The organism is Amycolatopsis camponoti, assembly GCF_902497555.1.
In the GTDB taxonomy this organism is placed as follows: domain Bacteria; phylum Actinomycetota; class Actinomycetes; order Mycobacteriales; family Pseudonocardiaceae; genus Amycolatopsis; species Amycolatopsis camponoti.
This window is the reverse complement of sequence record NZ_CABVGP010000003.1, coordinates 637,325-661,669: the sequence shown is the minus strand read 5'-3', so window position 1 is coordinate 661,669 and position 24,345 is coordinate 637,325. Positions and strand designations below refer to the sequence as shown.

24 protein-coding genes are annotated in these 24,345 nt (G+C 69.6%); 7 read left to right on the top strand and 17 right to left on the bottom strand.

The window, feature by feature from the left end; genetic code table 11:
* Positions 1-88: 88 nt before the first annotated feature.
* Entirely contained in the window at positions 89-1,120 is a 1,032-nt protein-coding gene (gene fbaA / locus AA23TX_RS39540) for a class II fructose-bisphosphate aldolase (RefSeq protein WP_155548076.1), read from the top strand.
* Positions 1,121-1,170: 50 nt separating this feature from the next.
* On the opposite strand, the gene AA23TX_RS39535 is transcribed toward fbaA, so the two are convergent.
* Genes AA23TX_RS39535 through AA23TX_RS39525 form a run of 3 tightly spaced genes read right to left on the bottom strand, consistent with a single transcriptional unit; the run spans position 1,171 to position 3,048 of the window.
* A complete protein-coding gene (locus tag AA23TX_RS39535) occupies positions 1,171-1,575 on the bottom strand; it encodes a PIN domain-containing protein (protein ID WP_155548075.1) in 405 nt (134 codons plus the stop codon).
* On the bottom strand, positions 1,568-1,846 hold the full coding sequence (locus AA23TX_RS39530; protein ID WP_155548074.1) for a type II toxin-antitoxin system Phd/YefM family antitoxin: 279 nt from the start codon (positions 1,844-1,846) through the stop codon (positions 1,568-1,570). Before AA23TX_RS39530 ends, AA23TX_RS39535 begins: the two co-directional genes overlap by 8 nt.
* Positions 1,843-3,048 (bottom strand): hypothetical protein, encoded by a 1,206-nt coding sequence (locus AA23TX_RS39525; protein ID WP_196425792.1) that lies wholly within the window; start codon positions 3,046-3,048, stop codon positions 1,843-1,845. Before AA23TX_RS39525 ends, AA23TX_RS39530 begins: the two co-directional genes overlap by 4 nt.
* A gap of 231 nt (positions 3,049-3,279) precedes the next feature.
* On the opposite strand from AA23TX_RS39525, the gene AA23TX_RS39520 reads away from it, so the two are divergent.
* Positions 3,280-3,690, top strand: a complete 411-nt coding sequence (locus AA23TX_RS39520; RefSeq protein ID WP_155548072.1) for a DUF3151 domain-containing protein — start codon at positions 3,280-3,282, stop codon at positions 3,688-3,690.
* A gap of 69 nt (positions 3,691-3,759) precedes the next feature.
* On the opposite strand, the gene AA23TX_RS39515 is transcribed toward AA23TX_RS39520, so the two are convergent.
* Positions 3,760-4,983 carry a lipase family protein gene (locus tag AA23TX_RS39515; RefSeq protein ID WP_155548071.1) on the bottom strand — a complete coding sequence of 408 codons (1,224 nt, stop codon included), beginning with the start codon at positions 4,981-4,983 and terminating at the stop codon, positions 3,760-3,762.
* Positions 4,984-5,071: 88 nt separating this feature from the next.
* On the opposite strand from AA23TX_RS39515, the gene AA23TX_RS39510 reads away from it, so the two are divergent.
* Positions 5,072-5,716, top strand: coding sequence for a TetR/AcrR family transcriptional regulator (locus AA23TX_RS39510; RefSeq protein ID WP_155548070.1), 645 nt, complete (start codon positions 5,072-5,074; stop codon positions 5,714-5,716).
* A gap of 109 nt (positions 5,717-5,825) precedes the next feature.
* Here AA23TX_RS39510 and AA23TX_RS39505 read toward each other — a convergent pair whose 3' ends face one another.
* The 4 genes from AA23TX_RS39505 to AA23TX_RS39490 form a co-directional block, all read right to left on the bottom strand.
* The gene (locus tag AA23TX_RS39505) at positions 5,826-6,992 is read right to left on the bottom strand and encodes a sensor domain-containing diguanylate cyclase (protein WP_155548069.1); all 1,167 of its coding nucleotides are present in this window, start codon (positions 6,990-6,992) and stop codon (positions 5,826-5,828) included.
* A gap of 318 nt (positions 6,993-7,310) precedes the next feature.
* Positions 7,311-8,570 carry an MFS transporter gene (locus tag AA23TX_RS39500; protein ID WP_155548068.1) on the bottom strand — a complete coding sequence of 420 codons (1,260 nt, stop codon included), beginning with the start codon at positions 8,568-8,570 and terminating at the stop codon, positions 7,311-7,313.
* Positions 8,571-8,887: 317 nt separating this feature from the next.
* Positions 8,888-10,033 (bottom strand): LLM class flavin-dependent oxidoreductase, encoded by a 1,146-nt coding sequence (locus AA23TX_RS39495; RefSeq protein WP_155548067.1) that lies wholly within the window; start codon positions 10,031-10,033, stop codon positions 8,888-8,890.
* Positions 10,034-10,114: 81 nt separating this feature from the next.
* On the bottom strand, positions 10,115-10,438 hold the full coding sequence (locus AA23TX_RS39490) for a hypothetical protein (protein WP_230863026.1): 324 nt from the start codon (positions 10,436-10,438) through the stop codon (positions 10,115-10,117).
* Between the two features lie 218 nt (positions 10,439-10,656).
* Between AA23TX_RS39490 and AA23TX_RS39485 the strand changes: the two genes are divergently transcribed.
* Positions 10,657-12,534 (top strand): FAD/NAD(P)-binding protein, encoded by a 1,878-nt coding sequence (locus AA23TX_RS39485; protein ID WP_155548066.1) that lies wholly within the window; start codon positions 10,657-10,659, stop codon positions 12,532-12,534.
* Here the strand turns inward: AA23TX_RS39485 and AA23TX_RS39480 are convergent.
* On the bottom strand, positions 12,518-13,624 hold the full coding sequence (locus AA23TX_RS39480; protein ID WP_155548065.1) for a glycosyltransferase: 1,107 nt from the start codon (positions 13,622-13,624) through the stop codon (positions 12,518-12,520). The two genes, AA23TX_RS39485 and AA23TX_RS39480, sit on opposite strands and share 17 nt — an antisense overlap.
* A gap of 17 nt (positions 13,625-13,641) precedes the next feature.
* The gene (locus AA23TX_RS39475; protein ID WP_155548064.1) at positions 13,642-14,535 is read right to left on the bottom strand and encodes a glycosyl hydrolase family 18 protein; all 894 of its coding nucleotides are present in this window, start codon (positions 14,533-14,535) and stop codon (positions 13,642-13,644) included.
* Positions 14,536-14,744: 209 nt separating this feature from the next.
* Here AA23TX_RS39475 and AA23TX_RS39470 point away from each other — a divergent pair, with 209 nt between their 5' ends.
* A complete protein-coding gene (locus tag AA23TX_RS39470) occupies positions 14,745-15,518 on the top strand; it encodes a hypothetical protein (protein ID WP_155548063.1) in 774 nt (257 codons plus the stop codon).
* Between the two features lie 13 nt (positions 15,519-15,531).
* Here AA23TX_RS39470 and AA23TX_RS39465 read toward each other — a convergent pair whose 3' ends face one another.
* The 6 genes from AA23TX_RS39465 to AA23TX_RS39440 all read right to left on the bottom strand — a co-directional run bounded on the left by AA23TX_RS39465 (position 15,532) and on the right by AA23TX_RS39440 (position 22,042).
* On the bottom strand, positions 15,532-17,082 hold the full coding sequence (locus AA23TX_RS39465; protein WP_155548062.1) for a dipeptide ABC transporter ATP-binding protein: 1,551 nt from the start codon (positions 17,080-17,082) through the stop codon (positions 15,532-15,534).
* Positions 17,079-17,894 (bottom strand): ABC transporter permease, encoded by an 816-nt coding sequence (locus AA23TX_RS39460; protein ID WP_155548061.1) that lies wholly within the window; start codon positions 17,892-17,894, stop codon positions 17,079-17,081. The genes AA23TX_RS39465 and AA23TX_RS39460 overlap by 4 nt, the downstream gene beginning before the upstream one ends.
* Positions 17,887-18,840: an ABC transporter permease gene (locus tag AA23TX_RS39455; protein ID WP_155549368.1), complete on the bottom strand. Its 954-nt coding sequence runs from the start codon at positions 18,838-18,840 to the stop codon at positions 17,887-17,889. The genes AA23TX_RS39460 and AA23TX_RS39455 overlap by 8 nt, the downstream gene beginning before the upstream one ends.
* A complete protein-coding gene (locus tag AA23TX_RS39450) occupies positions 18,837-20,447 on the bottom strand; it encodes an ABC transporter substrate-binding protein (RefSeq protein ID WP_155548060.1) in 1,611 nt (536 codons plus the stop codon). Before AA23TX_RS39450 ends, AA23TX_RS39455 begins: the two co-directional genes overlap by 4 nt.
* A gap of 135 nt (positions 20,448-20,582) precedes the next feature.
* Positions 20,583-21,221: an HNH endonuclease family protein gene (locus tag AA23TX_RS39445; protein ID WP_155548059.1), complete on the bottom strand. Its 639-nt coding sequence runs from the start codon at positions 21,219-21,221 to the stop codon at positions 20,583-20,585.
* A gap of 140 nt (positions 21,222-21,361) precedes the next feature.
* Complete coding sequence (locus AA23TX_RS39440) at positions 21,362-22,042, bottom strand: hypothetical protein (RefSeq protein WP_439328801.1); 681 nt, start codon at positions 22,040-22,042, stop codon at positions 21,362-21,364.
* A 78-nt stretch (positions 22,043-22,120) separates the two neighbouring features.
* On the opposite strand from AA23TX_RS39440, the gene AA23TX_RS39435 reads away from it, so the two are divergent.
* Complete coding sequence (locus tag AA23TX_RS39435) at positions 22,121-23,407, top strand: adenylosuccinate synthase (protein WP_155548058.1); 1,287 nt, start codon at positions 22,121-22,123, stop codon at positions 23,405-23,407.
* Here the strand turns inward: AA23TX_RS39435 and AA23TX_RS39430 are convergent.
* Positions 23,404-23,901: an OsmC family protein gene (locus AA23TX_RS39430; protein ID WP_155548057.1), complete on the bottom strand. Its 498-nt coding sequence runs from the start codon at positions 23,899-23,901 to the stop codon at positions 23,404-23,406. The two genes, AA23TX_RS39435 and AA23TX_RS39430, sit on opposite strands and share 4 nt — an antisense overlap.
* A gap of 210 nt (positions 23,902-24,111) precedes the next feature.
* Between AA23TX_RS39430 and AA23TX_RS39425 the strand changes: the two genes are divergently transcribed.
* Positions 24,112-24,339, top strand: a complete 228-nt coding sequence (locus AA23TX_RS39425) for a hypothetical protein (RefSeq protein ID WP_155549366.1) — start codon at positions 24,112-24,114, stop codon at positions 24,337-24,339.
* Positions 24,340-24,345 lie beyond the last annotated feature (6 nt).

Here is a 24,345-nt window from a genome sequence, read left to right as displayed (position 1 = left end):
GAGAACTTTCCGCGCGGGGACCGGTGTGCGACGGCGGTACACCTCGTACGATGCGGTCGGGACCCATCCCTGCCTAGGAGGAATACCGATGCCCATCGCGACCCCCGAGGTCTACGCGGAGATGCTCGACCGGGCCAAGGCGAACGAGTTCGCGTACCCGGCCATCAACGTGACCTCGTCCGAGACCGTGAACGCCGCCATCCGGGGGTTCGCCGAAGCGGAGAGCGACGGGATCATCCAGTTCTCCACCGGCGGCGCGGAGTTCGCGTCGGGCCAGAAGGTCAAGGACATGGTGACCGGCGCGACCGCGCTCGCCGAGTTCGCGCACGTCGTGGCGGCGAAGTACGACATCAACGTCGCGCTGCACACCGACCACTGCCCGAAGGACAAGCTGGACGGCTTCGTCCGCCCGCTGATCGAGATCTCGACCGAGCGCGTCAAGAACGGCCAGAACCCGCTGTTCCAGTCCCACATGTGGGACGGCTCGGCGATCGACCTCGACGAGAACCTCGAGATCGCCGCGGAGCTGCTCGCCAAGACGGCGGCCGCGAAGATCATCCTCGAGGTCGAGATCGGCGTCGTCGGCGGCGAAGAGGACGGCGTCGAGGCCGAGATCAACGAGAAGCTGTACACGGCCGAGGGCGACTTCCTGAAGACGATCGACGTGCTGGGCGCCGGCGAGAAGGGCCGCTACCTGCTGGCGGCGACCTTCGGCAACGTCCACGGCGTCTACAAGCCGGGCAACGTGAAGCTGCGCCCGGACGTGCTGAAGGGCGGCCAGGAGGCGGCGGCGAAGAAGCTCGGCCTGGACCCCGGCTCGAAGCCGTTCGAGCTGGTCTTCCACGGCGGCTCGGGCTCGCTCCCGGAGGAGATCCGCGAGGCGGTGTCGTACGGCGTGGTGAAGATGAACGTCGACACGGACACGCAGTACGCGTTCACCCGCCCGATCGTCGACCACTTCTTCAAGAACTACGACGGCGTGCTGAAGATCGACGGCGAGGTCGGCAACAAGAAGGTGTACGACCCGCGCTCGTACCTGAAGGCCGCGGAGGCCGGCATGGCCGCTCGCGTCGTGGAGGCCTGCGAGGCTCTGGGCTCGGCGGGCACGAAGGTCAAGTAAGTCTTTTCGCGCGAAGGCCGCCACGGTTCTCGTGGCGGCCTTCGTCGCGTTCAGACCTCGATGACTTCGAGCAGGCTCTCGAGGCCTTTGAAGTCTTTCGTGTTCCGGGTGTACAGCGGCAGGTTCCGCACGGAGGCGATCGCGGCGATCATCAAGTCCATCTTGCGCGGTCGCGGGTCACGGTTGGCTGCCACGGTGAGCGCTGCCAGTGAGCCGAACCGTGTGGAAGCATCGGCGTCGAACGGAAGCGCTACGTAGTCCACCATTGCGGCCGCGAGGTCTTCCGTGCGCGCGGCCTTGGTGACGGGGTTCTTCGCCAGCGCCACGCCTTGGTGGAGTTCGGCCATCGTGACGGTCGTGATCTGGTGGACAACCGGCAGCTTCTCCGGATCCAGGTCGACGAGGTCGAGGTAGACGCAGGTGTCGAGCACGCCAAGTTCGTGCCGCTCAGCCACGAGGCCGTTCCCAAGGGTTGTCGTCATCGGTCAGGCGGTCCTCGCCGAAGAACTCGTCTGTCTCACGGCGCAGCTCTGCGGCGTCCACGCGGGGCAGCCGCCGACGCCGGGCAATTATTTCCTCGGTGGTGAGCTGGCGCCGCTGGGTCAGCGGTCGCAGCTCGGCGATCTCCACGCCATTACGCGTGACGTGGAAGGTCTCGCCGGCTTCGACGGCGTCCATGACCGCGGCGGAGCCGTTGCGGAGTTCCCGCTGGCTGATGATCTTCACGAACCAAGTGTAGCACCTGGTGCTACACGGGGGTCTCGTCGAGCGGTCCACCTTCGGGTGAGGGGCCCGGCCGCCGCCCAGAGGGCGAACACCGCCACCAGCACCACCGCTGCCGTCCAGTACGCCACCGGTGGGGCCGACTCCGTGTGCGCGTCGCCGAGCACCCACGGCCGGACCTGGGACTGCACCCACAGCGCCCCGTACCCGAACGCCGTGACGAGCAGCGCCCCCACTCCCGCCGTCAGCAGGCCGTGGTCGCGGCCGATCACGAACGCCAGGTCCACCGCGAGACCCACGAAGAGCAGGTAGAAAGGCACCGTCGACACCGGGAAGCCCATCCCGAGCAGCAGCGGCCACATCACCGACCGGTACGCGATGTAAGCCACCGCCACGAGAGAACCCGCCCAGCGGAAGCCCAAAGTGCGGCGGGCCAACGCCAAGATCAGCGCCATCACGCCGATGCCCCACACCGGGTACACCCACTCCGGGATCGGCATCGTGAAGTGCAGGATCGCGGTCCGGTCGACCGGGTGGCCGATCTGGTTCGCCGCGAACGACAGCAGGGACGGCTCGGCCTCCGGCGCGCCACGCTCCCACGCGCGCAGCCCCAGGATCCCGTACTCCTGCTGGCCGTTCGGGAAGAACGTGTTCTCCAGGAAGAACGCCCACAGCGCGAGCAGCACGCCCGTGCGGAAGCGCCCCGGCGGGGACAGCCGCAGCCAGCCCAGCAGCACGCCCGCCTGCATGATGCCCGTGCCCAGGTACAACATCAGGTGCGACGGGCTCCACGCGGTCAGGTCGAGACCGTTGACGCGGTGGTTGATGACGTCCAGCGGCGCCGCCACCAGGAACGTCAGCAGGCCGATCTGCATCAGCCGCAGCGACGGCTTGTCGGCACCCAGGCCCGTGTAGCTGTGGATCGCCACCAGCACGACGATGATCACCGTGCCGACGGTGTTGATCAGGTGCGGCGGCGCCAGGTCGTCGCGCAGCCACATGAAGTGCCACGACATGTCCCACGACGAGCCGACCAGCTTGAACGCGAACGCCGCCAGCCACATGCCGTAGCAGAACCGGAGCACCCAGTCCGGCGTCGGCTGCCCGGGGGCGCCGCGGTGCCAGTGCCGCGTGAAGAACAGCCGCGTCTTGCCGATCGGACTGCGCGGGATCACGTCCACCGGGACGTCGACTGCCTTGGCCATGCCGGACATCATGGCCGGTCATGGTCACGAGCGGGCCAAGACCGTGGCAAAGACCTCCAAAACCAGGGTTCACCCCTACGGGTGGACGACTTGCTTTCGCCCGGCATCGGTTGGCAGGGTGTGCCGCCATGATGCCGAAACGAGTTGTGGCCGCCGTCCTGATCGGCGCCTTGGTGCTGGCCGGTGGCGGGGTTCTCGGAGCGCTGTTCTTCTGAGGGCAGAATGGGCGGCATGACGCACAACCTGCTCGGCCCCGAGCCGACGCTGCTGCCCGAGCACACCGCCGCCCAGGCCGCGCTCGACGCCGGGACTGACCCGGCCGCGGTCGCCGCCGAACACCCCGACTACAGCGAGGCGTGGGCTTCGCTGGCCGAGAAGGCCTTCGACGCGGGTGAGACCGTCGCCGCGTACGCGTACGCGCGCACCGGCTACCACCGCGGTCTCGACCAGCTGCGCCGCGCCGGCTGGAAGGGCTTCGGCCCAGTCCCGTGGGCGCACCGCCCGAACCAGGGGTTCCTGCGCGCCCTCGCCGTGCTGGGCAAGGCCGCCGGGAAGATCGGCGAGACCGAGGAGTACGACCGCTGCCGGACGTTCCTCGCCGACTCCGACCCCGCCGCCGCGGAAGCCACCGGCCTGAAGTGACCCACCGGTCGTGAGTGGGAAACAGTGTTCTAACCCTGTTTCTCACTCACGACCGAGCTGCGGCAGACCTCAGAACAGCCCGCAGTTGGAGAACGCCGGGAGGCCGGCGAAGCGCGCCTCCAGCCACGCGAACGCCTCCGGGAACGCCCGCACCGCGGTGAGCACGTGCGTGGGCACCAGTGACGTGTTGAACTGCACCTTCACGCCCTTGCCGCACCACGTCCGGCCCAGGTCGCGGTCCTGCGCGTAGGGCACGATGTCGTCGAGTGCGCTGTGGACGATCAGCACCGGCGCCGCCGGCTTCAGCGTCCCGATCTTCTGCTCCGCCACCCGTGACGCGTACGGCTCCTCACCGAGGTACGCGACGAGCGAGCGGCCGTCGTTCGTCAGCGTCGACGACTGCGTGAACGCGTGCGCGGCGATCGCCTCCACCGTGCACTCGGTCCGGACCTGCTCGAACAGCTGCTTGCCGCGCGCGTTGAGCAGGGCCGGGATGTCCAGCTCGGGGTACGCGTAGTTCATGCTCACCAGCGCGAACCCGAGGAAGCCGACCGCGTAGTGGCCGTCGAGGTTCTTCGCCACCGAAGCCAGGTCTGCCGGCACCGCGCCCGCGTACGCGCCCTTCAGCTTCAACTCGGGCGCGTAGGACGGCTGCAGTTCCGCCGCCGCGGCCGAGGCGCCGCCGCCCTGGGAGTAACCCGCGATCGCGACCGGGCCGTCGTCCGGGAGGCCCGCCTCGGGCAGCCGCTGCGCCGCGCGGATCGCGTCGAGCACCGCGTGTCCTTCCGACGCGCGGTTGACGTAGGTGTGGTCGCCCGGCGTGCCGAGTCCCTCGTAGTCGGTCACGACGACGCCGTAGCCCCGCGCCAGCAGTCCGGCGATGAACGGCCCTTCGTACTCGAAGCCGGCGGCAAGCGCTTTCGACGGGGCGCAGTCATCGCCCTCGCCCTGCGTGCCGACGGCGTAGGAGACGATCGGGCGCACGCCGGCGCCGTGCCAGGCCGAGCGCGGGGTCAGCACCGTGCCGGTGACCGCGATCGGCGAGCCGTGGGTGTCGGTGCTGCGGTACATGATCCGCTGGACACCCGCGTCGGCCTTGGTCAGCTTGACCGGGTCGAGGTAGAAGGTCGAGGTCTCGTGCCGGATGACGTCGCCGTTGCCGCCGTCCGGCAGGGGTGAAGGGGGGTCGTAGAACGACGCCGCGGAGGCCTGCGGCGGGCCGAGAGCGGCCAGGGCCAGAACGGAAACCGTGGCGACCGCCGCGGAGAGGGCGCGGCGAGAGAAGATACGCATGCTTGCTCCTCGTTGAGCAGGACTAGTGCGCGGGGAACACCTTTTTAGACAGAGGTGTCGGAAAAAGAATCACGTGAGGTGGACCACAATGTCAAGCCCGGCTCCGCGCGGGCGGCCGCGCAAGCTCCCGGTCGGGGAGCAGCGCGCCCGCGTGCTGCACGCGGCGGCGCGGGTCGTCGCGCAGCACGGGATGCAGGGCGCGACGATCGAGCAGATCGCGCGCGAAGCCGGCGTCTCCCGCCAAGCCGTCTACGAGCAGTTCGGCGACCGCGCGACGCTGTTCTCCGAGGTCGTGGCGGTGACGGAGGAACAGGCGTTCGCCGCCATCGCGGGCCCGTCGGTCGCCGACCCGCAGCCCGGGCTGCGGGCCTGGGCGCGCGCCAACTACGCCAACATGGTCACCTTCGTCGCCGACAGCCCCGAGGCGTACGGCGTGCTCCGCGCGGCCGAGCGCGCGGGCGACCCCGCTCTCACCCGGTTGAGGGAGAGGCTGGCCGTCGTCTACGCCGACGCGAGCCGCAAGCGGTGGGCCGCGCACGGCATCGACTCCGGCCGCGCCGACCGCGCGCTCGTCACGCTCTTCTTCGCGATGACGGAGTCACTGGTCCAGGCGACCTGGGACGGTGAGCCGCCGGACCAGGACGCCCTGATCGACCTGCTCACCGAGTTCACGGTCGGCGGAGTCGCTCGCCTCCAGACGAAGGCGAGCGACGTCATCGACCGGCTGCGGTAAGGCCAGTTACCAATCCGGCCGAAAGCAGGCCGACCTCCCCGCGGCAAGCAACTGTTGCTACGAAGTCATTCGGCCGTGACTGTGGTCGGATTGGTAACCATCAGCACAGCTAAGCCGCGGCCAAAGCCACTTCGGCGGACCCCACCACCCGGTTCCGCCCGCCGTGCTTGGCCGCGTACACGGCCGCGTCGGCGGACGCCATCACTTCCTCGATCGACGACCCGTCGAGCGGGTAGGCGGCGACGCCGATGGACGCCGTCTGCCGTTCGATGGCGACGGCGGCGCCTTCGTTGGTCTTCGTACTGATGATCAGCTCGCTGACCCGTTGCCGGATCCGTTCCGCCGTGACGATCGCGTCCGCTTTGGACGTCGAAGGCAACAGCGCGACGAACTCCTCGCCGCCGAAGCGGCCGACCAGGTCGTGCGCCCGGGTCTCCTGCTTGACCACGGCGGCCACCGCCTTGAGCACGTCGTCGCCCGCGAGGTGCCCGTAGGTGTCGTTGATCCGCTTGAAGTGGTCGAGGTCGATCATCATGGCGCCGAAGCTGCCGTTGTCCCGCGCCGCGCGCGAGATCTCCCGCTGCGCGCCGTCCTGCCAGGTGGTGGCGTTGAGCAGCTGCGTCTTCTGGTCGGTGGTGGCGAGCTCCTCGAGCCGCTTGATCAGCACGGACCGCTGGAGCACGTACAGCGGCAGGATGACCAGCAAGGACAGCAGCGGCTCGGTCGTCAGCACCATGACGAGCAGGCCGCCGACGCACAGGGTGGCCAGCTCCAGCAGGTTGTCGTCCATGTTCCCCAGACAGCCTTCGACGCTCGCCTTCTCCGGTGCGGCGAGGTACAGGCCGAGCCCGGTCAGGGCGGTGTTCGTGGTGAAGAAGGCGATGGCCGCGAGCGCGACGGCGGTCATGCCGTGGCCGTGGAGCGCTTCCGCGACGAGGCCGGCGGCGAAGCCGGAGAGGATCATCGTCGTCGCGTTGGCCGCGACGCGGTGGAACTCACCGGGCCGGAACCCGGACCAGCTGCGGAACGCGAGGTAGACGTACAGAACGGTGCCCAGCACGGCGACGAGCTGTGGCGGCACGAGCAGCCCGGCGGGCAGCAGCCAGACCGACGTCATGTTGACGTGCGGCCCGTTGCTCAGGATCCGGCGCTGGCGCTCGATGCGCCTGCTGACTTCGGTCTGAGCCACCGCGAGGCCGGTGAGCAGCGCGAACGTCCCCACGTTCGCGAGCGTGACCGGAATCGACAGAGCGGCAGCGGCGGTCCAGGCAAGCATGACGGTGATCGCGGTGAGCGTGACCGCGACCCAAGCGCGTGGCCTGGACCACAGCGCCCAGGCCGCAACACCACGAACCGAGGCTTGTCCAGACCGTTCCCCCGATGTGACCATTTTTCCCCCAGCCCCTTGCGCAGGTGATCAGTGACAATCTACTCACGGACAGTTTCAGACCGTTTGCCAGCTGTCCACAAGGGCTTTCGGTGTGTACTTTTTCTTTGACACCGGAACGAGAGGTGGCCAGCGATGCGCGGCAAAGATCAGTGACCGCACAGCGCACCGCAAGGTCGCGCAGGTCAGGCCCACGCGCGGGGCATGTCAAGCATGTTCGGCGCGTGCGGCTTCTTTGTCGTGCCATCGTCCGGGCTCGCCCGATAACGATCGTGCCCACAGCGCCGCCAGCGGCAGGGTGAGCACGATCCCGGCGATGCCGAAGATCCCGACGGTGCCGTGTGGACTCAGCTGATCCGCGAGCACGCCCCCGATCAGCGGGCTGACGCCCATCATCGTGGTCAGGCCGGTGTTGGACAGGCCCATCACCTGCGCGCGCTGCGCGTCGGGCACGGCCAGCGTCAGTGACGCGGTCGCCTGCAGCAGGCAGACGGTGCCGAGCCCGCCGGACACGATGAACAGGACGATCGACGCGATCGGCCCGGGGTTGAGGAAGCAGAGCACGAGCGGGACGGCGCACAACCCGGAGAGCGGCCCGATCAGCTTCGGGCGGACCCGGGCGGGGACCCAGCGCGTGTAGGCGAACGTCGCGATGACGCTGCCGATCGGGTCGGCCGCGAGCAGCAGGCCGATCGCTTCGGGGCCGCCGCCCGCCGCCGACACGTACGGCGCGGCGATGCCTTCGTAGACCGGCAGCAGCCCCATCAGCCAGGTGAACAGCACCAGGGTGCGCAGCGGCGAGCTCGCGAACGCCGTCCGGCTGCCGCCGCCGAGCGTCGCGAAGAAGGACTTGCGCTGCTCGCCGGTCGCCGCGGCCGGCCGGGCCTGGACGCCGAGGCGGATGAACAGGGCCGAGAGCACGAAGGTGGCGGCGTCGATGGCCAGGGCCACGTGCGGGTCGAGGGCGATCAGCAGCGCGCCGCCGCCGGCGAACCCGAGCAGCTGCGCGCTCTGCACGGTCATGCTGCGGATGCCCATCCCGACGACGAACCGGTCGCCTTCGAGCACCTGGGGCAGCAGCGCTAGCTGGGACGCCTTGAACGGCGGGTTGACCAGGGACACCCCGCCGACCAGCACGCACATCAGCCAGAACGGCACCCCGGGGATGGCGACGAGCAGGATCAGGGCGGCGCGCACGAGGTCGACGAGCACCATCACGCTGCGGCGCGGGAAGCGGTCGGCGAACCCGGTCAGGAAGACGCCGCCCAGCAGCGAGGGAGCGTAGGTCAGCGCGTACGTGAGGCCGGTCAGCGTGGCGGAGTTGGTCCCGGTGAACACCAGGATGGACAGGGCGACCCTGGCGAGCTGGTCCCCGGCGATCGACAGCAGTTCCCCGAACCACAGCGCGCGGAACTCGGCGATCCCGAACACCTCGCGGAACGTGACGCGATCCCGCGGAGCTGCCATGCGCTTTCTCCCGACCTCTTGTGCAGACCGTGCCCTTCGCATGACCGCAGGTGACAAAAAGGGCGATCGGTCATGAGGCAGTCACGGTACGTGAGTTACCTCAGCCAGTGTCCCGTGACGGTTGGTAAATCTCTAGGTTCTTTCGCCGGTATCCAAGGTGTCACGGAGCTTTCCTGAACGGGTCAGACGATAGCCCGCAGTGTCTGGCCGGTCGCCCAGGAGTCACCAATGGATCATTCCGTACCCGATGGCCGGAGGGCCAGAGGCAAAAGTAGCCACCTCGCGTTCGCGAGGTGGCTACTGGGGGGAAACGCAGGTCAGCCGTCTACGGCGAGGGCGTCCTCCGCGGGCGCCCGCGTGACGCCGGAAGCGCGTGCGGCGTCCCGCTTGGCGACCTCTTCCCGGACGATCGGGATGACGTACCGGCCGAAGTCGATCGTGTCGCCGAGCATGTCGTAGCCGCGCGCCGACAGGATCTCGACGCCCAGGTCGTAGTAGTCCAGCAGCGCCTGCGCGACCGTCTCCGGCGTGCCGACCAGCGCGTTCGAGTTGCCCGCGCCGCCCGTCGCGGCCGCCGTCGGGGTCCACAGCGCGCGGTCGAAGCGTTCGCCCTGCGCCGCCAGCGCCAGCAGCCGCTGGGAGCCGGTGTTCTCGGGCTCGGTGAGCTTGTGCCGCCGGGTCAGCGGCTGCCCGCCCTTCGTCCGGTCCTTGATCGCCCCGACTGTCGCGTACGCCTTTTCCCAGGCCAGCTCCTCGGTCGGCGCGATGATCGGCCGGAACGCGACCTGGATCCGCGGCACGTCCGTGCGGCCGGCCGCCAGCGCCGCCGCCTTCACCGACTCGATCTGCTCCGCGGTCTGAGCCAGCGGCTCGCCCCAGAGGCAGTAGATGTCCGCTTCGGCGCCGCCGGCGGCGTACGCGGCGGGCGACGAGCCGCCGAAGGAGACGCCCGGCCGGGGTTTCTGCACGGGCTTGATGTCGCTGACGTAGTCGTTGAAGCGGTAGTGCTCGCCCTCGAAGTCGAAGGGCTCGTCCGACGTCCACGCCTTCTTGATGATCTGGATGGCTTCGCGCGTGCGCGCGTAGCGCTCGTCCTTCGTGAGGAAGTCGCCTTCGCGTTGCTGCTCGTGGTCGTTGCCGCCGGTGATGAAGTGCACCGTCAGGCGGCCGTCGGAGATCTGGTCGAGCGACGCGAACGTCTTCGCCGCGAACGTCGGGTACGAGACGTTCGGGCGGTGCGCGAGCAGGATCTGCAGTTTGTCGAGCTTCGTGGCGACGTACGCGGCCGCCTGCGCGGGGTCCGGCGAACCGGAACCGTAGGCGAACAGCACCCGGTCCCAGCCGAAGTCCTCGTGCGCGCGGGCGAGGCGCAGCGTGTACTCCTTGTCGAACACCCCGCCCGAGCGTGCGTGCGTCTCCGACCCGTCGTGCGTGCCTCCGATGCCCAGGAACTCCACCGGCATTCCGTCACCTTCTCTCGCGTCGCTGCTTCCAGGGCTACGCCTGGCGCGCGGAGGACGGCAACGGAGTCCGCAGGGTGGAACTCAGGCCCGGTGCTTCTCGATCACCTCGATCGACGCGCGGACCTGCTCGAAGGTGGGCGGCGCCGCCCGGTTGAACACGACGGTCAGGGACCGGCGCGGGATCACGACGAACTCGACGTCGACCCCGGCCGCCTCCGACGCGGCTTCGACGACGTCTCGCCAGTGCTTCGGGTCGATCCCGTCGGGGTCGGCCCATTCGTGCGCGAAAATCGCCCAGTTGCCCCTGAGCAGGGTGCCGACCACGTCCTGCGCGGTGTGGACGCGGTGCGGCGGGCCTATCTCAGCGGCCAAGTCTTCGCCGTCGCGGCAGTGCTGCCGTGACATGCGGGGCTCCGCCCCGCGGCCGGGGGCTCCGCCGCCCGGACCCCCGCAAAGCGGGTGGTAAGGCCCGGGCGCCTGGTGGGACTTCGGACAATTCCGCTCCTCTCGCCGTGGTGCCCCGGGGATTCGGCGCCGCGAACCGGAGTGTTTGGTTTTATTCCCGGAATTCCGGAGTATGGGAAGGACGTCCCGGGCCCGGACCGCCGCGTAGCTTCGGTTTCATGGCCGAGCGCGCGCCGTTCACCCTCGCTGTCGTGGGCGCCGGACCCCGGGGGGTCGGCGTCCTCGAGCGGCTCGGCGCGAACGCCGGGCTCCTGCGCGACCGCCGGCTCGAGGTGCACCTGATCGACCCGTTCCCGCCGGGGCCCGGCCGGGTGTGGCGGTACGACCAGTCGCCGTTGCTGCGGATGAACTCCATGCCGGAGGACGTCACGATGTTCACCGACGAATCGGTGAAGATGACGGGCCCGGTGCGCGCGGGGCCGACGCTGCTGGAGTGGGCGCGCAAGGTGCGTGACGGCGAGCTCGACGCCGAGGTCCCGCCGGACGTCGTCGCCGAGCTGACCGCGCTCGACAGCTTCGACTTCCCGACCCGACGGCTGCAGAGCGCCTACCTGACCTGGTTCTACCGCCAGGTCCTCGGCGACCTGCCCGACGGCATCGATGTCGTCGAACACGCCGCGCGGGCGGTCGGGGTCGACGGCCGGACCGTCAGCCTCTCCGACGGGACGACCGTCCCGGCGGACGCCGTCGTGTTCACCGTCGGGCACCTCGACGCGGAACCGGACGAACGGGAGCGCGAGCTCGTGACGTTCGCCGCGCGGCACGGGCTCGCCTACTACCCGGCCGGCTACACCGCCGACGTCGACTACTCCGGCATCGCGCCGGGTGAAACCGTGCTGGTGCGCGGGTTCGGGCTGGCGTTCGTCGACCTGATGCTGCTGCTGACCGAGGGCCGCGGCGGCCGGTTCGAGGACCTCCCGGGCGGCGGACTGCGCTACCACCCGAGCGGTGCCGAGCCGGTGCTGCACGTCGGCTCCCGGCGCGGGGTCCCGTACCACGCGAAGATCGGCTACCGGTTACGCGGGAAACCGTTGCGGCTGCCCAGGTTCTTCGACGCCTACGCCATGGACGGCCTCCCCGGGCAGGCGCTCGACTTCCGCGCGGACGTCTGGCCGCTGATCGCGAAGGAGCTGGCCTGGGGCTACTACAGCGAGCTGTTCACCGGGCACCCGGATCGCGTGAACCTGGACTTCGTCGTGTTCGCGGACGCTTTCGCCGACCTGCCGTGGGACTCGCCGGAGATGCGCGACCTCGTCGCGCGGGCGGTGCCCGCCGAGGCCGACCGCCTCGACCTGGACCGGCTCGACCGGCCCCTGGCGGGCCGCGAGTTCGGCTCGGCGGAGGAGTTCGGCAAGGAGCTGCGGGAGTACGTCGAAGCCGACCTCGCGCGCCGGGCGGACCAGGCGTTCAGCGCCGACCTCGGCGCGTTCATGGCGTTGCTCTCGGTGTACGGCCAGCTGCCGGTGCTCGTCCAAAAAGGACGGTTGGCCGCGTCTTCGCAGGTGTCCGACATGGACGGCTGGTTCCACGGGTTCTTCTCGTACTACGCGAGCGGGCCGCCCCCGCGCCGGCTGGAGGAGCTGCTGGCCCTGCACCAGGCCGGCGTGGTTTCGTTCGCCGGCGCGGACATGCGGGTGACGGCGGAGCGCGACGCGTTCGTCGCGTCCGGCGCCAGCTACCCGGGAGAGGTCTCGGCGCGGACGTTGGTCGAGGCGCGGCTGCCGGGCCCGAGCGTCACGCGGGCGGCGGACGGGCTGCTCCAGCAGCTGCGCGACACGGGCGAGCTGGCCGAGGAGACGGTGGCGGACCCGGTCACCGGCGCGTTGCTGCCCTCGGGCCGGATCCACACGCGGGTGTCGGACTCCCGCCTGCTCGACGGAACGGGTCAGCCGCACCCGCACCGCTTCGCGGTGGGCCCGCACACGAGCGCCCGCTCGGCGGCGGCGTTCACCCGCCCCCGGACGAACGCGTCGAGCTTCCGCCAGAACGACGCGGTGGCCCGGGAGATCCTGGCGCTGGTCAGCGCGCCCAGCTGACGATGTCGGCCAGCACCTGCTCCGGCGGTGGCATCTCCGCGATCTCCGCCGCGATGTCCCGCGCGAGGTTCCGGGGCTTCGGATCCGCGAGCAGCTCGCGTGCCGCCGTCTCGATCGCGGGGATCCGGACTTCGTCGCCCACCAGTGCGCGGGCGAGCCCGAGGGCGGAGAGCGTCTCGGCGTTGGCGAACTGGTCGGCGCCCTGGGGCAGGATCAGCTGGGGCAGCCCGGCCGCGAGCGAGGCGAGCACCGTGCCCGTTCCGCCGTGGTGCACCACCAGGCCCGCGTGCTTCAGCACCTCGGCCTGCGGCACGAACCCGGCCGCTCGCACCCGCTCCGGGAGGTCTCCGAGCAGCGCGGGATCGCCGGGGCCGAGCGCCACCAGCACGTCGACGTCGAGGTTCGCCAGCGCGCGGATCGCGCCGCGCAGGACGTCCGTCGCGCCGTAGACCACGGTGCCGAGCGTCAGGTAGACGAAGCCGTCTGCCGGGAGCGGCGGCAGCGGAACGTCGGGGTCGTACGGCGTCGGGCGCATCCGGAACACCTTCGGGACGGCCGCCGGGCCCGGGTCGCGGACGCTGTCCGGCCAGACGTCGACGCAGGCGTCGCCGAAGAGGGCGTCCGAGGGGAGCGTGCCCCAGAGCGGCCGCAGTCGTTCGGCGGCGACGGACAGGAGCTCCGGCGGCATCGAGCGGCCGATCACGACCGCGACGGCGGGGAGGCCCGCCCGGCGGGCCGCGATGCCGGCGCCGACGTCGCTCATCTCGTAGATGACCAGGTCGGGACGCAGTTCGGGGAGCAGTGGCGTCAGGTCGTCGAGCAGCGACCGGGGCAGCAGCTCGGCGAACATCGTGATGCCGACGTCCATGAACCCGGCGTCCTCGCCGTGCCGCTTCTTGGCTTCGGCTTCCGCCTCACCGATCCCGATGCCGGCGCGGTGGACCTCGAACCCGAGGTCGCGCACCTTGCCGACGAAGGCCTCACCGGTGCCGAAGACGACTTCGTGACCGGCGTCGACGGCCGCGTTCGCCAACGGCAGCAAGGGAAACAGGTGGCCGTACGCCGGGCGGCACGTGAAGAGGATCCGCACCGCCCCGAGCGTACTCGTCAGCCCTTCACGACCGGAGCGATTTGCTGCACCCACTGCTGTGGCGCCGACGTCCCGCCGGGCAGGGAGTTGAAGTATTCCCAGCCGTCGATCCCGCCGAAGTCGGCGTACTTGCTCTTGAGGCTCCGCACGGTCGACTGGAGGGCCGACATGTCCACGTACCCACTGCAGTTGGCGGGGTTGGTCACGGTCCCGGCGACGACCTTGCTCGCGGGCACGACCCCGCGGCGGATGATGTTGTCGTAGCCGGAGGTGCCGGAGAGAGAGCCCCAGCCGCAGTAGAACTGGGCGTTGAACCAGGAGATCTGCGCGCCGCGGTCGCGGTAGAGGGTGTCGTAGTTGAGGCCCGAGAGCCCGCCGCCGCCGCTGAGCTCGGTGGCGACCGGGGCGAGGGTGATCAGGAACGAGCTGCCGAAGTCGGCCCGCAGCGCGTCGATCACCTTGTTGAGGGCGGCGTTCGACATGTGCTCTTCGATGTCCAGGTCGATGCCGGACAGCGAGTAGGTGCGGATGAGGTTGCGCAGCAACGGGTAGTAGGTGTCGAACTGCGTTTCGAGCCGCTGGAAGCTGCCGGCGGCGGCGCCGCCGACGAAGGCGAGGACGTGCACGCCCTGGCCGCGCAGGGTCGCGAGGTCCTGCCACATCCGCGTGAACTTGCTGGCGTTCGGCGGATCGTCGTTGAGGTGCACGACGCTGTTGGCGTCGAGGTGGATGGCCCCGACGATCACGTCCGTGGCCCCGGCGCTCTGGAGCGCGAGCGGCGAGACGTAGGCGGAGCCGTTGTAGATGGTCTGGTAGTAGACGACAACCCTGCGCCCGGCGGCGGCCGAAGCCGGCACCGCACCCGAAATCATCAGCACCAAGGCCACGAAGGCCACGCCGATCCTCCGCATGGTCCAGACCATAAGTCGCGGTGGGTGGTGGGGGAAACACCCACCGTCGAACTTGTCCGGTTTCCTGTCTTGTTTGTCGACATGGGTGGCGTTGTGCTGATGGGGCCATGGATTTCCGGGGATCTTAGGCCGCTGACCAGCACGTTCTTGTGTTGCCGTGAAAACCCGCATAGAAGTGCTACTCTTCTACTGGCTTATTTTGTCCTCTCGTGCTTGAAACTGAGGTCCGAGAGAAGTTGGTTTTGCACATGCGTGTGGTGAACTACCGTTTCGGCGACAAAGTGCTCTTTCGAGGCGACGACAGCGAGGGCTGGGTGCCGGCTCGTGTCGTGCGGGCCGAACATGTCGATTCTCGCTCCGAGTATCGTTATTCCTACGTCAAAGTCGCGACCAGCAGCTTTCCGGCGGATGGCTACGTCGAAGGTGTCAGGGTCGTTCCGGCGGGGACTCCGATCTACCACGTCGCTTGCGCAGAAGACGTGCATCTCGTGAGGCGTGACCCGCGGTGGAATCCGTTCGTCGTCGAGCCGTTCATGACGCCCGACGAGTACCAGGTCATGGGCGGAGCGGCGCAATTCCAGATGTCGGGTATGCCGGGGCTCACTCACGTCGGTGCCTACCAGTCAGCGACCTCCTACGATCTTGGCGACCCTGTCTGGGTCTGGGAACGTGGCTGGCGCAAAGCCGAGGTGCTGGAGGCGAAGTCTTCGTGGGTGCAAGCACGCTACCTCGAAGGGTTCCGGCGGCCGAACGGCTGGCCTTCGAAGAGCTACCGTCCAGCCGAGGTCTGGCCGGTGATCTGCGACTTCCCCGCGCCGGTCCGAAAACTCGCCATCGAGGCGGAGTGGCTGCAGAAACTGGACTCGCGGCGGGCTCATCTCGTATCTCTTCAACTGGGTTACTCCAACTCGGCCCGTTATCTGAAGGAGTGTGAGGACCTCGGCGGATGCGGTCACCCGGGTCATTCCGGGATGGCGGGGTAACCGGTTTCCTGTCTCAGCCCACCTCCTGCACCGAACGTCCGGGGATCGCCGCCAGCAGTTCCTTCGTGTACTCCGCCCGGGGCTCCTCCAGCACCTGCGAAGCCGGGCCCAGCTCCACCAGCGCGCCCTCGCGCAGCACGCCGACCTGGTCCGCGAGTCGGCGGACCACCGCCAAGTCGTGCGAGATGAACAGGTACGACAGCCCCAACTCAGACTGCAGCTCCGCCAGCAGCCGCAGGATCTGGGCCTGCACCGAAACGTCCAGCGCCGACACCGGTTCGTCGCACACCACCAGGTCCGGCCGCAGTGCCAGCGCCCGCGCGATCGCCACCCGCTGCCGCTGGCCGCCGGACAGCTCGGACGGCTTCCGGCGCGCCACCGACGCCGGCAGGGCTACCTGGTCGAGCAGCTCGGGGACCCGGGTGCGCGGCAGCCCGAACGCGCGCAGCGGCTCCGCGACGACGTCTTCGATGGAGAACTTCGGGTTCAGCGACGCGTACGGGTTCTGGTAGACGATCTGCATCCGCCGCCGCAGCCGGCGCAGCTCGTTGCCCGCGAGCGAGGTGATGTCCTGCCCGTCGAACTCCACCGAACCCGCCGACGGCGTCTCCAGCCGGAGCACCATGCGGGCGGTCGTCGACTTGCCCGAGCCCGACTCGCCGACCAGTGCCAGGGTCTGGCCGCGCGGGATGTCGAACGACACCCCGTCGACCGCGCGGATCCCGCCGTCGAACGTCTTCGCGAGGTCGCGCACGGACACCAGGGGCTCGGCGGCCGGCGCGGGCGGACGCACGGTGCTCGTCATGCTCGGCGCCGCCGCGATCAGCTGCCGGGTATAAGGATGCGTCGGCGCGCTGACGACCGACGACCCCTCTTCGACCACAGAGCCCTGCGAAAGCACCACGATCCGCGACGCGCGATCAGCCGCGACACCGAGGTCGTGCGTGATCAGCAGGATCGCGGTGCCCGTTTCAAGAGCCAACGACGTCAGGTGGTCGAGGATCCGCCGCTGCACGGTGACGTCCAGCGCCGACGTCGGCTCGTCCGCGATGATCAGCTTCGGCCGCCCGGCCAGCGCCGACGCGATCAGCACCCGCTGCCGCAGCCCGCCCGACAGCTGGTGCGGGTACTGCCGAGCCCGCAGCTCCGGCGAGGGGACACCCGCGCGCTCCAGCAAGGAGATCGCCTCCAGCGACGCCGACCGCCGGTCCGCGAGGCCGTGGATCTTCAGCACCTCCGCGACCTGGTCGCCGATCCGGTGCACGGGGTTCAGCGACACCGCCGGGTCCTGCGGCACCAGTGCGATCTCGCGCCCGCGCACCGAACGCCACTGCTTGTCCGACAGCGCGAGCAGGTCCCGGCCGTCGAAGGTGATCGAACCGCCGTCGATCCGGCCGCCGCGCGGGAGCAGGCCGATCGCCGCGTGCGCGGTCGTCGACTTGCCCGAGCCGGACTCGCCGACGACGGCGACGACTTCGCCCGCGTCGACGTGCAGGCCGACGTCACGCACGGCCGGAATCTTTTTGTACGACACCGCCAGGTCCGAAATCCGCAGCAGGGTCATCGGTCTCCTCCGTCCAGTGCGCGGGACAGCCGGTTCGCGGCGAGGACCACCGCCGCGACCGTCAGTCCCGGGAACGTCGTCATCCACCAGGCCGTGGCCAGGAAGCTGCGGCCGCCCGCGACGAGCGAGCCCCACTCCGGCGTCGGCGGTGTCGCACCGAAGCCGAGGAAGCTCAGCGCCGACACCTCGAGCACGGCCGTCCCGAGCGTGAGCGTCGCCAGCGCGAGCACCGGGCCCGCTGCGTTCGGCAGGACGTGCCGCAGCAGCACGCCCGACCAACGCACTCCGCTCGCTCGCGCCGCTTCGACGAACACGCCGTTTCGCACGCGAAGCACCTCCGCGCGCATGACCCGCGCGAAGGACGCGAGGTTCGCGATGCCGACGGCGATCGCGACGTTCGTCGTGCCGAAGCCCAGCGCCGTCACCAGGGCCAGCGACAGCAGGATCGGCGGGATGGCCAGGAAGACGTCGACGATCCGCATGATCACCGTGTCCGCCCAGCCGCCGCGGAACCCGGCCAGCAGCCCGAGTGCCGAGCCGGCGACCAGGGCCACGAGCACGGCGATCGCGGTGGCCCGCAGCGACAGCGACGCGCCGTGGATCACCCGCGCGTAGACGTCACGGCCGGTCTCGTCGGTGCCGAAGAAGTGGTGCAGCGATGGCCCCTGCAGCCGCTCGACGGGGACTCCGGTGATCGGGTCGTACCCGGTCAGCAGCCCCGGCACGAAGGCCGCGAGCAGCACGAACGCCAGCACGGCGACGGCGACCACGAGCCCGGGGCGGCGGACGACAGGGGTGGCGAGGTCAACCACGGGCCACCTCCGGCGTACGGGCGATGCGCGGGTCGAGCAGCGGGTAGAGCAGGTCGACGATCAGGTTCAACACCACGAACACCAGCGCGGCCAGCACGATCACCGCCTGCACCACCGGGACGTCCTGCGCGGTGACGGCGGCCGCGGTGATCCGGCCGACGCCGTCGCGGGAGAACACCGTCTCGGTGATCACCGACCCCGCGACGAGGTTGCCCGCCACCACGCCGGCGACGGTCAGCGTCGGCACGGCCGCGTTGCGCAGCAGGTGTCCGAAGTGGACACGCCAGCGGCTCGCGCCCTTGGCCGCGGCGATCTCCGCGTAGGGCTCCTCCTGCTGCGTGGCCAGGCTCTTCGCCAGCACCTGGCCGATGATCGCGCCGGTCGGCAGGGCCAGCGTGACCGCCGGCAGGAGCACCGCGGAGAAGCCCTGCGTGCCGAGCGCGGGCAGCAACCGCAGCCGGAACGAGAAGAACTGGATGAGCAGCAGCCCGACCCAGAACGGCGGCAGCGAGATCGCCAGCGACGGCAACGACAACAGCGCCTGCCGCAGCCAGCGGAACCGCGTGAACGTGCCGAGGAACGCCGAGCCGCCGCCGAACAGCACCGCGAACACCAGCGCCAGGCTCGTCACGGCGAGCGTCGGCGGCAACGCCGTGACGACCATGTGCGACGCGTCGTCGCCGGTCGCGACGCTGCGGCCGAAGTCGCCGTGCAGCGCCGAGACCAGGCGTTTCAGGTACTGGACCGGCAACGGCGAGTCGAGACCGTACTCCGCGCGGGCGGCAGCGAGCTGCTCGGGCGTCGCCGACGAACCGGCCTCCCCGCTGGCGAGCTTCGCCGAAACGGCGTCGCCCGGCAGCAGGTAGAGGATCAGGAACGACAGCGTGAACGCCGCCCACAGCACGAACACCGCCTGCCCGACGCGGCGGAGCAGGTAGCGCCTCACGAGAGCCACGCGTCGAAGAGCTGCAACCGTGACGACGCCTCGAAGTCGACGGCGTGCGCCTGCGAGCCGAGCGCGACGACCTGGGTCAGCTCGAAGACCGGGATCGCGTACGCGTGGTCGATGATCAGCTTCTGCGCCTCGTCGGCCGACGGCTTGCGCTTGGCGTTGTCCACAGTGGACGACTGCGCGTCCAGTGCCACATCGAGGGGGTTGCCCGGGGCGAGCTTGCTTCGGTTGCCGGCCTTGGTGGAGAACTGGCCGCGCAGGATGTCCGGGTCGGCGCGCGTGACGTTGTACCAGAGGAAGTCGTAGTTGCCGCTGAGCTGGATCTGGGTGGTCTCGGCGGTCGTGTGCTGCTCGATCCGCAGGTCGAAGCCGATCTTGCGGAGCTGCTGCTGGACCAGCTCCAGCACGCTGCGGTTCTGGTTGAACACCGGCGAGAACACGACGGACGCGCTCAGCGGCTGCCCGTTCTTGACGCGGATCCCGTCCGGGCCGGGCACCCAGCCGTCGGCGTCGAGCAGCGCGGCGGCGCCCTTCTGGTCGTACGCCAGCTGCTGCGAGAGGTTTTCGTAGAGCGGTGTCGCCGAGCCGAGGATGCTGGTGGCGGGCTGGTAGGACGCCGTCAGCACGGTGTTCACGACCTCGGGGCGGTCGACGCCCTTGAGCACGGCCTGGCGCACCTTCTCGTCGGCGAGCACGCCGCGGGAGGTGTTGGCGTGCAGGTTGAACACGACACCCGGGTTGGGCCGGATGTTCTCGGTGAAGCCGTTGCCCTTGAACTGCGGCTCGTCGACCGGCTGGATGTCGGTCGCCGCGTCGAGCTGGCCGGACGCGAGGCTGCCGGTGCGGACGCCGGGCTCGGGCACGATCTTGTAGTCGATCTTGTCGAGGTAGGCCTCGCCCTGGTGCTTGAACAGCGACGAGCCCCAGTTGTAGCCCTTGCGCTTGGCCAGCACGATCTCCTGGTTCTGCTTCAGGCTTTCGAACACGAACGGCCCGGAGCCGATCAGGCCGTTGCCCTGGCAGCGCTGTTCCGGCGTCTTCTCGAACGCGGCGGGCGCGAGCACGCCGAGCGACATCGTCGAGCTGGCCTGCAGGAACTGTGCGCTGGGCGCGGAGAACTCGAGGCGGACGGTCCGCGGGTCGACCACGCTGGAGCCCTGGTACGCCGCCAGGTAGCCGTAACCCAGCTGGGCCTTGGTGCCGAGGGCCTTGATGCCGTCGAAGCTCGTCTTCACAGCGGCGGCGTCGACCGGGCTGCCGTCGGAGAACGTCGCGCCGGCGCGCAGGTGGAAGGTGAACGCCGTCGAATCGGCGTTGCCCTCCCACTTCTCGGCGAGCCACGGCTTGATCTCGCCGGTCTTCGGGTCCTGGTCGGTGAGCGAGTCGACGAGCTGGCGCGCGACGTTGATGGACGCGTTCGTGGCGACCTGCTGCGGGTCGAGGCAGTCGGGCGCGGACGAGATGCCCAGGCGCAGCGTGCCACCGGGTTTCGGCGGGCCGGCGTCGGCGGCTTGTTCGGTACCGGCGGCGGAGCAGGCGGTCAGCAGGATGGGCAGGGCGAGCAGGGCCGCGGCGTTGCGGGCGCGGAAGAGTGGGGACACCGGACGGCCTCCAGCGGGGAGCGGTTGCGTCTTCGAAGAGCGACGCTAACCACGCGCTGAAGGCCGTCCCATCAGGCGAACCGCGGTCCCATTCCCTGACACCGCAACGAATGCCCCTTGACTAACCGGCCGTGATCAGCACCGGCCGAGCATGTCCGTCAAAGCCGACTTCTCCGCGGTGTTGATCGTCAGCTTGAACTTGTACTTCACCGCGGTCCACATCTTCGCGTAGGTGCACCAGTAGCTCGTGAGCGGCGGCTTCCACTGGTCGGGAGACTTGTCGCCCTTCTGCTGGTTCACGTTGTCCGTCACGGCGATCAGCTGCGGATCGGTGAGGTCGTTCGCGAACGCCTGGCGTTGCGCGGTCGTCCACGCGGACGCGCCGGTGCGCCACGCGTCGGCCAGCGGCACGACGTGGTCGATGTCCACATCGGACGTCGCCGTCCAGGTCGCGCCGTCGTACGGGCTGAACCAGCTGCCGGACGTCGCCGCGCAGTCGGAGCCGGTCTGCACGTTCGTGCCGTCGCGCTTCAGGACCACTTCGCGGGTGTTGCAGCTGCTGCCCTGGTCGATCCAGTGCGGGAACTTGTCCCGGCTGTAGCCGGTCTGGGAACCGTCGGCCTTGACGGTCAGGGACGCGAGCTCGGACTTCGCCGTCGTGGCCGACGGGATGCCCGGCGGAGTGGCCTCGGCGACGCTGACCAGCGTCCCGGAGAGCACGGCGGTGGCCGCGAGAACGGTCAAGGAATGACGAACAGCACGCCTGGTTGGCATTTTGCTGCCTCCGGTTCAGGTGTGGGGACAGCTAACCCTGATACACCGGAGTGGCGGGTGCAACACGTATAGGTGACATGTTGCTGCCCGTTGGTGAACGATGCGTGGCCGTTTACTCACCCGGACGTGAAACTCGCAGGTCAGAGTGTACCGCGCACCAGGCGGAGATCCTCGGTGTGCCGGTACCAGGTCCACTTGTTCAGCGCGCGGTCGTGGACGACGTCGTCGCTGACGGGCCGCGTCGGGATGCAGCCGATCTGGAACGCGCGCGAGTAGAACGTCGTCGGGCGCTTGAAGATCGTCCCCTTCACGACGCGGACGGCCAGGCCCGGGCCGCCCGAGTCCGGCGTCACCTCGACCGACGACGCCGGCCCGCGCAGCGCCACCTGCTCGTCGGCGTAGGCCACGCCGCGGACGAGCCGCAGCACCCCGCGCCCGACGAGCACGCCGCCGACGTCGTCGCGGATCAGCGGCACCGGGTCGACCTCCCCGCGCAGGGCGAGCGCGAGGGCCTGCAACGGCGTCTTGGGCAGGTCCCAGAGCGCGGCGACGGCCGAGTCCGGCGACGACGGCACGAACCCGACCGACACGCCGGTGAGAGCGTCCTTGCGGAGCAGGCGCACCACGACCGCGGCGAGGTCCGCGTCGGTGCCCGACACGACGAGGTGATCGTGTTCGCCCAGCAAGGGGTCGATTTCCGCCTTGCCGGGACGGCTGGGCACGCGGATCGATTCGACGTCATCGACTTCTTCGAAGCCGGCCGCGCCATCGCCACAGGCCACCACTAGTCCGCGCACCCGCAGGACCTCCGTTACAGTCATGCACCGGCATTTCCTCAGCGCCACCGGTGTCCGTCCGGGACACTAAACCTCACGTCGTCGACCACCTTGGAGTGTCACATGCCGGCCATCGTGCTCATCGGTGCCCAATGGGGGGACGAAGGCAAGGGCAAGGCCACCGACCTGATGGGTGACCGCGTCCAGTGGGTCGTCCGCTACCAGGGTGGCAACAACGCCGGTCACACGGTCGTCCTGCCGAACGGCGAGAACTTCGCCCTGCACCTCATCCCTTCGGGCATCCTCACGCCGGGCGTGACGAACGTCATCGGCAACGGCGTGGTGGTCGACCCGGGCGTGCTGCTCGAGGAGCTGTCCGGGCTGGAAGCGCGGGACGTCGACACGTCCAAGCTGCTGATCTCGGCCGACGCGCACTTGATCATGCCGTACCACGTGGCCATCGACAAAGTCACCGAGCGCTACCTCGGCAGCCGCAAGATCGGCACCACCGGCCGCGGCATCGGGCCGTGCTACCAGGACAAGATCGCCCGTGTCGGCGTCCGCGTGCAGGACCTGCTCGACGAGAAGATCTTCCGCCAGAAGGTCGAAGCCGCGCTGGAGTTCAAGAACCAGGTGCTGGTGAAGGTCTACAACCGCAAGGCCCTCGACGCGAACGAGGTCGCCGACGAGGTGCTGGCCGCGGGCGAGAAGTTCGCGCACCGCATCGCCGACACGCGGCTGCAGCTGAACCAGGCGCTGGAGCGCGGCGAGATCGTGCTGCTGGAGGGGTCACAGGGCACGCTGCTCGACGTCGACCACGGCACCTACCCGTTCGTGACGTCGTCGAACCCGACGTCCGGCGGCGCGAGCGCGGGTTCGGGCATCGGCCCGGGCCGCATCACCACGGTGCTCGGCATCCTCAAGGCGTACACGACCCGCGTCGGCTCGGGCCCGTTCCCGACCGAGCTGCACGACGAGTCCGGCGAGTACCTGCGCAAGCAGGGCGGCGAGTTCGGCGTCACCACGGGGCGTTCGCGGCGCACGGGCTGGTTCGACGCGGTGATCGCGCGCTACGCGGTCCGCGTCAACGGCATCACCGACTACTTCCTCACCAAGCTGGACGTGCTGTCCGGGCTGGAGAAGGTGCCGGTGTGCGTGGGGTACGAGGTCGACGGTTTCCGCACGCAGGACATGCCGATGACGCAGACCGACGTGCACCACGCGATCCCCATCTACGAAGAGCACCCGGGCTGGTTCGAGGACATCTCGGCGTGCCGCACGTTCGAGGAGCTCCCGGCGAACGCGCGGGCGTACGTCGAGCGTCTGGAAGAGCTGTCGGGCGCCCGCATTTCGGCGATCGGCGTCGGCCCGGGCCGCGAGCAGACGATCGTCCGGCACCAGTTCGTTTAGGTCAGTTTCGTGCTGACCGGCGTCTCGTTGCGGAACAGGTCGAGCACCGGGCAGTGCTCGTCGACCTCGCGCTTGAGGTCTTCGTAGCGCTCCCGGCTCGCCGGGCCTTCGAGTTCGACGGACACGCGCACGTCCCCGAAACCGGGGCGGGTGTTGAAGGAGAAGCCGAAGAAGCCGTGCAGGTCGAGATCGCCGTCGACGGTGACCTTGACGGAGTCGAGCGGAATGCCGCGCTTCGCCGCCCAGAACTGGTAGGTGATGACCTGGCAGGACCCGAGGGCGGCGAGCGCGAACTCGACGGGGTTGGCGGCCTGGTCGGTCCCCCCGAGCGCGGGCGGCTCGTCGACGGTGAAGCTGTGGTCCCGGACCTTGACCAGGACCTCGGTTTTGGTCCCGGGCTTGAGGGTGTGGTCGACGCTGAAGGAGACGGCGGCGTTGTGTGGGTCGGCGTCGACCGCCTTGCGAGTGCCTTCGATGACGTCGGTCAGCGACATGGGGTTCTCCTCGGGTGATCGGTTTCGCCACAGGGTGGGCGATTCCGAAAGCGCTCGCTCGGGTTCTCAAGTCCTGGGAGCGGCGGTGTCCGGCATGCGGAAGCACTCGACCGGGGGACGCGAAGGCGGTAACGCCCGCGGTAACGGAGCGATAACGAGGGCAGACACCGCCGCCGGACAGCAGGAGAGCCTTTCTTGGAGACGCACAGGGTGGAGACGCACAGCCGGGGCCCGATCGACGTGACCCGGGTCGCCGGGTTCCGCACCGCCACCGCCGATCCCGACGATCTGCGGCGCGCCGTCGCCGCGTCGCCCGGCTACGCGCGGGCTCACGTCGATCAGCAAGCCGCCGTGCTCGAACTCGTCCTGCGGACGGGAACTACTCAGCCGCGACGCCGTCTTCGCTCCCTGAAACGGCTTCTGGGTCGGCGGCGCTGACGGGCT